The sequence below is a fragment of the Furfurilactobacillus curtus genome, from assembly GCF_045862785.1.
Lineage (GTDB): Bacteria > Bacillota > Bacilli > Lactobacillales > Lactobacillaceae > Furfurilactobacillus > Furfurilactobacillus curtus.
On the sequence record NZ_BQXO01000003.1, the window covers coordinates 307,321 to 320,276 of the forward strand.

The window sequence follows — 12,956 nt, forward strand, 5'->3', positions numbered from 1 at the left end:
GTATATCACATACTTACTAAATGTAAACCCTCTCCAAATGAAAGCGTTTTATTAATAGCCTCATGCATTAAAAATTGTGACAAAACAGTGCTCGTAAATTACGTGAATTAGAGTTGCCAAAAATCCAGATGAACCTCTATACTCAACACTGAAACTTTCTTCACATAATTTAAACAAATTCAGGACAAACTATGCAAACTCATACTTTTCAACAACGTGTCGACCAAATTTTAGCTGGTAGCGCAGCATTATTAGCCATCGCGATCGTCATTTTAAATAGCTCACAATTACCAGATAGCTTTCATCAAAAAATGTTTTTGGGTCGTCCACTAATCCTTCTACTAACCCTAACGATTTTTTTAACACTGATCGTCGTTAGCCGTTGGATGACCAATTTGAACGTTCGTCAGCGTCGCTGGATTTTGGGCACTATCATCAGTGCTTCTCTCTTAATTCAACTGTGGTCAGCTTTTACCATCTTTGGTGATAACATTTACGACGGGATGGATATTCGCATTCAGGCAATCAATATGCTCCACGGGAGTCGAACCTGGATCGCTTATTTCCATAACTTAGCAGAAAATAATGTTCCGGTGACCATTCTTCAGTTCATCATTTTCAAAATTGCCCACTTATTCCATATCAACCAATGGGTATTCATTAATTTAGTCATGTTTGCGTGGGCTGACTTAGGCTTTTTAGCATTATACAAAGTCGTTAAGCACTACGCTTCATCAACGATTGCCACACTTACGCTACTGATCAGTGCTGGTTACTTCCCGTTCTATGCTTTTGCTTTATTTTATTATACAGATGGTCTGGCTTACGTCTTTCCGTTATTGGCCATCTGGTTATCGATTCGACTATTACAAGCCAAAACACCGCGATCAATTAGTTTAAACGCGATCAGCCTGGGAATTTTATTAGCGGCTGGCTTTTGGATCAAAGGCAACAACATTGTCACCGTAATCGCCATCATCTGGATTTTAATGACTGCCAAGCGCCCACTTCGCACTAAAATAACCCTGTCATTAACTATTTTAATTTGTGCTGGTTTAGCGTATTCAACCACTCCGACTCTGAAACAACATTTTGGTTATACTCAACCATCAACTAAAAAGATGCCGGTATTAACCTGGACTATGATGGGACTAAATTCAGCCACTAAAGGTGCTACAAATCAACAAGATACGCATCTCATTCAAGCTCAGCCAACCTATACAAAAAAACAGAAATTAGTGAATACAATCATTCGTCAGCGTCTGACTAAAATGGGGCCAGTTGGCTTGGCTAAACAATTCATTTTCAAAACCAATCTGATGTGGGGGTACGGCCCCTTGGATGCCACTGATTTATTTCAACAAGTCCAGCATTATGACGCTTGGTATAGCTATTTATTTGGTAGTCAAAAGCGTCTGCTAAACACTTGGCTAGCAGCCTTGTATTCGGTCATGTGGCTAGGTTTCGTGGTGGAATGTTGGCGATTAATCACACAGCGCAAGCCATTTACGTTATTCACCCGCTTCAGCTTGCTAATGTTTTTAGGTATTTATACTTTTCACATATTTTTTTGGGAAGTCGAAGCTCGCTACAGTTTAATCGTATTACCACTAATCATTGGCTTGGCAGCGGCTGGGTTGACTGATATCGCCACAGAACCGGTGATTACGCTCACGCCCAAACGTCAATCCCAGTTACGCTGGACCGTGTTAGGTGTCTTGACTATTTGTGCCTTCTTAGGATTAAAAACGAGTTGGTCGTTTACGCGACCCGCCGCGCTTAATCAGCCTGTCGTTCAGCAGGAAAAAGGCTATGGTACTTTGGTCATTCATCCCGGCCAAACAGTCACCCAAGTAATTAATTTGCCTGCATCAGCAAATGCATTGCGCATTCAAAGCACCAATCAAATCATTAATAAACCCGCTTCATTAAAGATCCTTTTTAAAAGCCATACCGGTCTTCAAAGATTAACATGGTCGGCCAAAGATCACGCTTGGCAAAAACTGCACCATTTCTCTTCTGGAAAACAAACCCTTGTCATTAACAATCCGACAGGTTCGACACGAAAACTGACGGTCTTAAAATCTGGTCAATACCGATCTTTACCACAAGTTAGATCGCTCAAACCTGCTACACAACAAGTTTCTCTACAATTTAGTTTTGTTAAAATTATTAACCGGCCAATCATTCATAAAGTCACTCTATTACTACTAGTAGCGTCACTTTACGCCTGGTCTATACTAATTTGTCTGAGATATCGATTTCCTGATTATATTCTATAAAAAAGTGTTAAAATTACTTTGATATCAGTTCGGGTTACAATTAGTTTTTAATCCATACTTTATCTAGGTCTAGTCGGCGTTGAGATGAAATGGAAAGGTGAGCTCTTTGGACTTAAAGTTACTTCAACAATACGAATATAACTTACTCAATCTCGTCATTAAGATTTGTGATGAAGAGCACATTAACTACTGGTTAACTGGTGGTTCAATGGTGGGCGCGGTTAAATATGCTGGCATCGTTCCTTGGGATGATGATCTTGACATCGGCATGCTGAGATCTGATCTAGAACAGTTCATTCAAGCTGTGCAGGAGCGGTTTGGTCAGGACTCACGTTATGAAATCTTGAGTGATATGACCCATGCGGATTATGGCATCACTTGGTGCAAGCTCATTGATAAACAAACGCAGATTGAAGAGGACTATCCTTTTTCATCGCGGACCGTATTCCTCGATATCGTGCCATATGATGCCGTGCCCAATTCAGTGATTGGGCGAACCTTGAAAAAAATCAGCTTTCATTTATTAGACCGTCTGGTTCATTCTCGCTATATCAACCTTTATATCGATAATCGTTTAGGCAAGCTTTTGTATGGTTTACTAACAACCGTCCTTTCTGTGATTCCAACCCGCACCTTAAAAGCAATGCGTCATTATGTCATGACCAGTTCTCATTCATCTAAGACCCGCGTTTATGGTAACTATGCTTCTTGGTTTGATTGGGGTCACGAATGGGCAACGGCTGATGAACTGGCGGCGTTTAAATCCGTCCCCTTTGGTGATGGTCAAGCCCGTATTCCAGTTGGTGCCGACAGCATCTTAAAACGAATGTATGGTGATATTACACAAGACCCAGCGGCTGCCGATCAACATCCCGATCATGTAAAGTCCTTTCACGTGCTCAACCACATTTCATCCACTGAAATCGTGGTTCAACCAGCTGTCATCCACCATGAACTATCAAGTGTGAAGGAGTAAGATTTAATCGTCTTAACAAGTTGATGCGTGTTCTAAAAAATTATCTTTATAATGTGACCTATCAATTATTGGTCCTTATCATTCCACTGGTGACCATCCCTTACTTGGCTCGCCATCTCGGCCCAACCGGCGTCGGAATCAATGCTTATACAAGTTCTATTATGAGTTACTTCGCATTACTGGGTTCGCTAGGAATTAGCCTGTATGGCACCCGGGAAATTGCGATGGTGCGGGACAACGCCACAAAGCGTTCACAATTATTTTGGGAAATAGAAGGCATTCAATTCGTCATTTCAATGGCGGCGTTGCTTGCCTTCTATGTTTTTGTGTGGTTTCAACCGCAATACCAAAGCTACTTCTTGTTGCAATCAATTACCCTTATCGGTAGTGCAGTAGATATCTCCTGGTTCTTCATGGGGTTAGAAGACTTTCGAAAAACCGTTGTGCGTGACGCCTTTGTCCGAATTATTTCATTGATCGTAATCTTTACGTGGGTTAAACAACCCCAGGATCTGTGGATTTACATCTTGGTTTTAGCCTTGAGCGGTTTATTGGGCAACCTATCACTATGGCCTTATCTACACGACTTACTAACCCATGTACCCCATCAACGCCTCCAAATTTGGCGTCATTTGCGGCCTTCATTAATCCTCTTCGTCCCTACTGCCTCCATGCAACTGTACATTTTAATGAATAAAACCTTCTTAAAACACATGGTCTCCGTACAAGCTTCCGGCTTTATGGATTATTCTGACCGGATCATTAACATTGCTTTGATTGTCGTCACTTCACTATCGGCTGTCGTCCTCCCACATATCTCCAATCTTTTTGCCCAACACGATTTAAATGCTGTGCATCGCAGCTTGTATCGCTCCTTCCAGTATGTCTCAGCAATTGCGATCCCGATCGCCTTCGGACTATACGCGGTCGCCAGTCCAATCGTTAACTGGCTGCTAACACCGCGCTTTGGCTTAACCGGCATTTTATTGATGATTCAGGCACCTTGTATTGTCCTAATCGCGTGGAATAATGCGATTGGAAAACAATATCTCATTCCGGTCAATCGGGTACGAGATTACACACTAGCTGTTTCATTTGGGGCCTTACTGAATGTCTTTTTAAACCTCGGTTTCATCCATTGGTTTGGCGTTTACGGCGCAGCATATGCAACTGTGGGAACTGAAGTGTTTGTAACCGGTGTGGAGCTTTTACTCGTTCGTCATCAGTTAAAATTCACACTACTGTTTCATAACCTGTGGAAATTCTTAGTGGCGGCAGCCGTAATGAATGTCATTGTCATCATTTGCCAGCACCATCTACCGGCAACACTCCCGTACTTTGTGCTGGAGATTAGCATTGGCGCGCTTGTTTATGGACTTGGTTTGCTTGCCCTTCGCACTGACAGCGTTACCCAAGTCTTATCTCACCTACGTTCACATTAATCATCTCAATCTAAATGATCGCCACTTTCCTCCAAACCGGTTACAATGTCAGCAATTAAGAAAAGCTGACTGGGAGGTGAGCAATTTATGTCCGATCAAGCGTCATTAAGTAGCTTATACAACCTCATTTTAACGTCCGGAACACGCGACTTTGAACGTCAACAATTGGTGGTCGCGAAAAATGCGATTGAGCAAGGTCAATCAGCTAAACAGGCTCTCGCTAATTTAGAAGTTACCCTCCGACCATTAGCCGTTCGCAATAATTTATCACCAGATGTCACTGATTTCTATCAGCAACTCGTGGAACCCACACGTCCCGTCGCAACGTTTGATTTATCCGCGCATCAAGCCGACGATCTTCCCTACCAGCAACGAGCTATTTTTGCTGGTGGTTGTTTTTGGTGCATGGTCTCGCCATTTGATCAACGACCTGGCATTATTTCGGTCGTCTCTGGTTATACCGGCGGTCATGTTAATCACCCGACCTATGAGCAAGTGATGAGCCAAACAACAGGGCATGTTGAAGCGGTAGAAATCATCTTTGATACCCGCCAAATCACATACGCCCAGTTGGTCGACATTTACTGGCAACTCATCGATCCAACTGATGCCGAAGGGCAAGTCAATGACCGCGGGATCAGCTATCGACCAATTATTTTCGTGCAAAATGACCAGCAACGCGCCATTGCTGAGGCTAGCAAACAGCGTGTCATCGACAGTGGCCGGTACCATCACCCAATCGTCGTGGAAATTCAGCCTGCGCAAACGTTCTGGCCGGCGGAAAACTTTCATCAAGACTTCTATCGAAAGCAACCTCAGCGTTACCGTGCCATCGAACGGGAACGAAAGCGTTTTTTGGCCTTTCAACGGCTTCAAAACAAAACGTATCGACTAACGCATCGGGTGTGAACCGGACCAAATGAATCTAAGCAACAATCAAAAAAGAGTGTGACATAACGCCGAATTGAGAGCGAGCGCTAGCGAAAAAATGAGCATCTTCCATACTTTGGAAGGTGCTCACTTTATTGCTAGGTATAGCTTTCAGACGTTTGTCGCACGTTTTGACCATGGAGACATGGTGCACAAAAACAACAAATCGCAACGCCTTTTATAAGTTATGTCCCAAACCCTTTTAAGTCCAGTAAACTCTCGACCTTATTCACCTAATTCATCAATTATTCTGGCCTCAATACTAGCAGCGTTATAATTGGTGAGCCCTGGGTGATAGGGTCAGATAGACTAGTTGAGCAAGCCGATAACTCAGCTGAACAATCGATCTCGTAGCTGGCTTAACGGAATCCAGACGGTTGCAGGGACGTGTCCCGTAAGTTCCTTGCCGGCTTCCCAAACATCAAGAAATATCTGGTCCACGTTCAATCATGATAATGGATTTGGTTTCATTTAGTCGCCGCAATCGGGATCGCAAACGACGACCCACCGGCAACCCTACTAATGACGATCACTTTCATTTTCCGTATCCCGTGCCTAAGTTACCTTAAATGTACTGGTAATAAAAGCGAATTAAACAAACAAAATTAAGCCCTTATTGGTGAATTTGGTTTTGGATTTTTGCCAAGGCCTGATACTGATCCATCATCCATGCTTCATAGGTTTTTCCTTTTGGTAATGTTTCGGTTACGTTCAGTACTGGTACCTGGTTTTTCTTAGCTAGTGCCACCATCGCGCTGACGGTTTTATCACTGGCCTGACTATTATTCACAAAGAAGGCAATTTTGTGCTGCTTAATGTCAGTTTCCATCGAACGAATCTCTTTCGGTGAAGGATCGGTCCCATTCTCAACGGCCAGTTCAAACTTGTGGTTATTGCGTTGATAGCCGAGGGCGTCCAATGCATAATCAAACACCGGTTCACTGACATCCACCTTTTGACCATTGCTCTTGGCTTTCAATTGATCAATTTCGGTTTGCAAAGGTTGTAAGGACTTAATGTAATGTTGCGCGTTACGTTGATAATCTTTTTTATATTTAGGCGCAATCTTGCCAAACTTATCGGCCAAATAATTAGCTAATTTCGGCATTGTTTCTGGTTGGTACCACACGTGCTCATTGTCGCCAACGCGTTTGTTCAAGACATTTTCACCAACTTTAACGACGGTTTGCTTGCCATTTCCATTACTTTTAGCCAACTTAGTCATCCAATTGTCATAACCGATCCCATTGGCTAAGACCACATTGGCTTTCGACACCGTTTGACCATCCTTGGTCGTCGGCTCGAAATTATGAGGATCCACGCTAGGACTATTAATAATCGAGTTGACAGTCCCGTGGTCGCCTAAGACTGCCTGTGCAACTTGCCCATAAAAATCTACACTAGCGGCGACATGAATCGGCTTGGAACTCGTCGTGTCTGTGACTGCTTTTTTAGTTCCACACGCTGTCATCACAACCGCTGCAATGGCTGCTAATAATGTTAAACCAATGATTCGTCCGAAATGCTTCACATTAGTGCCTTCTTTCTTTTGCCCAAACAGTAACGATTACGTTTTAGACTATACCGAACTCTCATCCGTCTAGCAAGAAAAAAAGAAACGTTAATGAGAAATTTTGAGTAACTTAATAAACATGCGTCTTGTATAAATCAAACTGTCTAAAAAAAACAGTGACCTTGAACTTGGGTCACTGTTTTATCAATGCAAAATTCAATTGGTTAATTCGATCATGACGTCCATTTCATCGTTGGTAACATTTCCAGCATAATTCGGTGTCGCCAAAGAAATGCCGCCTTGCTTATTTTTAAAAGCGTATAAAGAACCCGCAGATGACAATGTATCCGCAGTAGTTGCATTAAATTGCAATTCACTATTTACCTTAACCGACCGAATCGCATTCGTGCTAGCGGAAAAGACGCGAATTGTTTTTGTTGGGATCTCCACATAGGTAGCACCAAAGCTGCCGCCACCGGCCCCAACAATCGTAATCGTGCCCGCCCCAGAGTCGTCATTAAATGACAAATTCACTGATCGTGGCACATTAACGCCATGAAAATCCCAGGTACGAATCGCATTCAACTCTTCCGTCGATACAGAATATGGACCAGCTGTCACACTTTCAGTTGAAGATGGACTGCTCGACTCAGCAGTTGATGATTCAGATGAAGCCGAGTTCTTTTGACTGGTAACCGAACTAGCAGATGTTGAGCGACGTTGTGACGTTGCCGGTGCACTTGTTTTCGATGAATTGCCCTCACGGCCTAAAAAAACCCCGATCAAGATTCCAGCCACGACTAAGACAATTGCGAGTGAAACCCATATCCAGGTACGTCGTTGATTCTGTTGTTGACTTCGCATCATTCATTACCTCATTAAATTAAGATCATCTTCATTAACTATCATACTAAACCAGTAACTGTTTGATAAGCGCTAGTTAATGCAACAACTCAGTCTGATATTGAACGCCAAAAAGCGGCCGCTATTTCCAAAAAAATTTGGGAAATAACGACCGCTTAAAGGTGCTCACTTACTTAAATCACTTCGACTTTTGACCAAACAACAGACGTATTAATGCCGACTGCCGCTTACTCTGGTTGATCGACGATTCTGTTTGCGACGTGGTTTGCCTAGCAGAATGAACGCAAAGCCACTAAACATGAAGCTAGCACCCAGTAATGCCCAGTTAATTTGCTGACGCGCTGCCGTTTTCGGCAAGTTGGTCAGCTGTGACACATCACTTTGCTCCTGATTAGTCGAACCTATTTGATCCACTTCATGGCCTGTTGAAACCGTGCTAGACCCATTCTGACCAGGTGTTGTGCTACCACCGTTGCCGAATTGATTAGACCCGACTGGCTCATTTGGATCAACAGGCTTACTTGGTCCTACTGGTTGACCACCATCGCCAGGATCAATTGGCTCACTGTTTTTAACGTATTGAACATTAACTACTCCAGGTTGATCAGGAACGTTCACCGTCTGGCTGACTAGTGTGTAACCAGGAATGGACGGTAATGTTGATAAATCAATGCTTTGTCCTGGTATGCCATGCCCGCTAACTGAGGACGCTCCATCAATTGGACGACGATTTTCATCGACGGGTTGCAACGTGTAATTAAGTTCGTAATAGTACGTAACATCTACATTTTCCAGTCCAAACGTACCGCTGGCATTAGCTGGCGTTGAAACTAATGTATAGCCTGGAATATCTAACGGCGTTATTTGATAAGCGCTGTCAAATGGACCACTGACCGTTTGGCTTGGTAAAATCGCTGTTTTACTGCCGTTGAGCCAGTAATTAACCTGTAGCTGTTCGGTATTTGGTGTATAAATCGCAACAACCTGACCCGGCTGATCCGGAACCACCGGTGTCTGGGTCAACGTGTAACCTGATAACGTCGGCAAACCGGTAATGGCTTCCCCTGGCGTCCCGGTTCCCGAGATTGACCCAACCGGCAAAGCAGTGCCATCTGGGGTTTGCGCAACGACCGTGTAATCAACGGTGTAGTAGTAGTTAACGTCCGTTGGCTCACCAGCATACAGTCCTGTCGCATTACTTGGCGTAGCGACCAGCGTATATCCCGCAATCGCTTTGGCCTTGGTCGTATAAGCTAACCCAACGCCACTCGTTTGCGTCTCACTGTCCGCTAGCTGCTGAGTTGTGCCAACCAAATAGTAATGAGCCGTAACCGACGCATTCTGGCGATACTGCAAGGTCACCGTCTGACCAGTCATATTCGTCACCACGTAACGCGTTGGTTGACCTGGCATCAACGTGTACCCGGCGATCGTTGGTGCTGTGATTGTCAGCGTACTTCCGACCTGACCAGTCAGTGTCTGACGTTGATCCGGAGCAATCGAGTTGCCATCTTGATCGACATAGTTCACTGTGACCGCGGCCAAGATCGTCAACGAGCCGCTGTTAGTTATCCGCACATCGTAGTTTGGATTATCGCCCATTGCCACCGTTAGTTGATATTGACCCGGATTTTCACCGGCTACTCGACTAACCGTGTAATTCAACTGATCCTGACCGATTAGACCAGTCACAGTCGCCGTCAATTGCGGATCATGGTTACCTTCCACTTTGGTAGCTGAATCGGTCGTTAAGGTTGCTAACGCCTTATTGACGACATAGTGCCCCTTAACTTGGGCTGGATTGATCTGGCTAAAGTCATAGTTAGCATTAGCTTCCGCCAGCTTATCTAATCCAGCTTGCGTCAAGGTGACGTTGTATGTGCCAGCATTGGTCAAACGGTCGTCGGCGCCAGACACTAGATAATCAGTGCCTTGGGTTAATTCCGGTACCGTCAGACCAGTTGGTAAGGTAATCGTGGCGGCGTTGGTAATTGATTGTCCATTGTAAGTCTTCGAGCCACCTTGCAAGGTCACGTCAGCCTGGGTTAGTGCTGCTTGAGTGATCGTCACCGTACCTGTTTCATAAGTGAAGTTATAATTCTGATTCACTGCATTATCGCTGGCAGTTGGCGTGAAGGCATATTGACCAACATTAGGACCCACCGGATCTAATGCACCATATTGAATGGTTTCGCCATTGACCGCACCAGTTACGGTAGCCGTTGGTGTTACAGTATTGCCATCGTAAACATGGGTGACATCGTTACCGGCGATCGTTGCATTGGCCTTGTTAATCGTATATTGGCCACCAGCCACCGTAATTTCGTAATTCTGGTTAACGGCATCTTCACCTACCGTTGGTACACAGTCATACGTTCCCGCATTTGGCCCAACTGAGGCAATCGTGTAAACGAGTTGCTCACCAGCCACCACCCCAGTGACCATGGCCGTTGGTTGGCCAACCCCACCATCATAAGTTTTACTATCCGTAATGCCAGTGATGGTGGCATGGGCTTTGCTAACGGTATACGTGTCAGTTACTTTGGCTGGGTCAATGCCGCTAAAGTCGTAATTCGTGTTGGCAGCAGCTAGTTTGTTTAAGCCGGCTTGTGTCAACGTGACTTTGTAAGTACCGGCATTGGTCAAACGGTCGTCAGCACCCGACACTAGATAATCAATACCTTGTGTTAATTCAGGCGCCGTCAAACCAGCTGGTAAGGTTCCTGTAGCCGCATTATTAATGCTTTGACCATCATAAATCTTAGCGCCAGCTTTTAAGGCAACCTCAGCTTGGGGTAGCGGCGCTTGGGTGATCGTTACCTTCCCTGCTTCATAGGTAAAGTTATAATTCTGATTCACCGCATTATCGCTGGCAGTTGGGGTGAAGGCATATTGACCAACATTAGGACCAACTGGATCTAGCGCATTATACCGAATTGTCTCACCATTGACCGCACCAGTTACCGTCGCCGTTGGTGTTACAGTATTGCCATCATAAACATGGGTGACATCGTTACCGGCGATCGTTGCATTGGCCTTGTTAATGACAGCAGTGGTCGTAACTTGGTTAGCAGTGATCTTACTAAAGTCATAATTACTGTTAGCCGCCATTAATTTGGCTAAGCCAGCGGCCGTTAATGTCACCGTATAGCTGCCTGCATTCGTCAAGTCTGGATCTAATCCAGTAACAGTATAATCAACGCCTTGCATTAGTTCAGGTGCGACTAAGCCAGATGGTAATTTGACACTGGCGGCTTTCGTGATTGTCTGTCCATCATAGGTCTTCGTACTACCTACTAGCGTGACAGCGGTCACTATGGCTGGCTGAATTACAATCGTCCCGGCAACAACCTTAATATCATAGTTAGCATTGACTGCATCATTAGTCGCTTGAGGGATAAAGTAATACGTTCCCACATCTGGACCGACTGCCTGAATAGGCGCATAGGTGATCGTTTCACCGTCGACTGCGCCAGTTACCGTAGCCATTGGTGTGACTTGCTGCCCGTTAAAGACACTGGTTTGACTATTACCAGTCAATGTCGCCGTTGCCTTATGAACAACATAGTTTGTTTTAACAAGTGCCGGATTAATTTGACTAAAGTCGTAGTTATCATTTACGGCAGCTAGTTTGTCTAAACCGGCTTGCGTCAATGTAATGGTGTACGAGCCGGCGTTTTTCAAATTAGCATCCAGCCCAGTCACATCATAGTCGGTACCTTGAATTAAAGTCGGTACTGTTAACCCCGTTGGCAATGTTACCGTAGCTGCATTGGTAATAGCCGCGGCATCATACGTCTTTTCGCCACCGGTTAAGCTAACATCTGCCTGCGTTAACGGAGCTGGCGTGATGGTTACCGTGCCTGGGTTATACACAAAGTTATAATTCTGATTCACCGCTACATCACTCGCAGTTGGGGCGAAGTTGTAATGACCTACATTCGGTCCAACGGCGGCAAGTGGATCATAGCTAAGTGTTTCACCATTGACCGCACCAGTTATCGTGGCGGTTGGCTGAACCGTGTTGCCATCGTAAACGTGGGTCACATTATCGCCCGTAATCGTAGCCGTAGCTTTATTGATCGTGTATTGAGCGCCAGTCACCGTAATATCATAGTTTTGGTTAACAGCTGCATCCTTGTCCGCTGTCGGCGTAAAGTCATACGTGCCCGCATTTGGTCCAACTTCGCCAATCGTGTAAACAAGTTTTTCACCATTGACCGCACCGGTTATCGTCGCGAGTGGTTGAGCAGTTTGCCCATCATAGGTTTTACTATCTGTAACACCGGCAATGGTGGCTGTGGCCTTATTGACAACATACTGAGCCGTCACTTGATTTGGTTCAACGTGGCTAAAGTCATAGTTGGTGTTTGCTTTCGCAAGTTTGTCTAATCCCGCTTGCGTCAGCGTAATGGTGTAATTACCTGCATTGATTAACTGTTCATCTGTACCGGTCACCAAATAATCAGTATTCTGTGTTAATTCGGGGACTGTCAAACCAGTTGGTAACACAACCGTGGTTGCATCGGTAATGGCTTGACCATCATAAGTCTTCGATCCACTGGTCAAATCAACATCAGTCTGTGTCAACGCCGCCTGCGTGATCGTTACTGTGCCTAATTTGTAGGTAAAGTTGTAATTCTTATTCACCGCAGTATCACTAGCAGTTGGGGTGAAGTTGTATTGACCTACATTTGGTCCAACCACAGTCAGTGGATCATAGGTGATCGTTTCCCCATTAACTGCGCCAGTCACTGTCGCAGTTGGCTGAACCGTATTGCCATCGTAAATGTGGGTCAGATTGTTACCAGTAATTGTCGCTTGAGCTTTATTGATAACATACTGCCCCGTCACATCGGTTGGTTCAACGTGACTAAAGTCGTAGTTATCATTAGCTGCTGCAAGTTTCTCTAGCCCTGCCTGTGTCAATACGACTTTGTACTTACCTG

The 12,956-nt window shown here is 44.8% G+C and carries 7 protein-coding genes; 4 read left to right on the forward strand and 3 right to left on the reverse strand.

Annotated elements, in window-relative coordinates; translation table 11 throughout:
* Nucleotides 1-191 precede the first annotated feature (191 nt).
* From ACKTR2_RS07260 to msrA, 4 genes are all read left to right on the forward strand, one after another.
* The gene (locus ACKTR2_RS07260) at nucleotides 192-2,282 is read left to right on the forward strand and encodes a glycosyltransferase family 39 protein (protein ID WP_407884008.1); all 2,091 of its coding nucleotides are present in this window, start codon (nucleotides 192-194) and stop codon (nucleotides 2,280-2,282) included.
* A 106-nt stretch (nucleotides 2,283-2,388) separates the two neighbouring features.
* Nucleotides 2,389-3,258: a LicD family protein gene (locus ACKTR2_RS07265; protein ID WP_407884010.1), complete on the forward strand. Its 870-nt coding sequence runs from the start codon at nucleotides 2,389-2,391 to the stop codon at nucleotides 3,256-3,258.
* A 23-nt stretch (nucleotides 3,259-3,281) separates the two neighbouring features.
* Nucleotides 3,282-4,700 (forward strand): flippase, encoded by a 1,419-nt coding sequence (locus ACKTR2_RS07270; RefSeq protein WP_407884012.1) that lies wholly within the window; start codon nucleotides 3,282-3,284, stop codon nucleotides 4,698-4,700.
* Nucleotides 4,701-4,787: 87 nt separating this feature from the next.
* Complete coding sequence (msrA, locus tag ACKTR2_RS07275; protein ID WP_407884013.1) at nucleotides 4,788-5,609, forward strand: peptide-methionine (S)-S-oxide reductase MsrA; 822 nt, start codon at nucleotides 4,788-4,790, stop codon at nucleotides 5,607-5,609.
* Between the two features lie 634 nt (nucleotides 5,610-6,243).
* Here msrA and ACKTR2_RS07280 read toward each other — a convergent pair.
* The 3 genes from ACKTR2_RS07280 to ACKTR2_RS07290 all read right to left on the reverse strand — a co-directional run.
* Nucleotides 6,244-7,101, reverse strand: coding sequence for a metal ABC transporter solute-binding protein (locus ACKTR2_RS07280; RefSeq protein ID WP_407884029.1), 858 nt, complete (start codon nucleotides 7,099-7,101; stop codon nucleotides 6,244-6,246).
* Between the two features lie 258 nt (nucleotides 7,102-7,359).
* Nucleotides 7,360-8,010, reverse strand: coding sequence for a hypothetical protein (locus ACKTR2_RS07285; RefSeq protein ID WP_407884015.1), 651 nt, complete (start codon nucleotides 8,008-8,010; stop codon nucleotides 7,360-7,362).
* A 207-nt stretch (nucleotides 8,011-8,217) separates the two neighbouring features.
* The coding region (locus ACKTR2_RS07290) for a beta strand repeat-containing protein (RefSeq protein ID WP_407884017.1) at nucleotides 8,218-12,956 on the reverse strand (4,739 nt) is incomplete at its 5' end.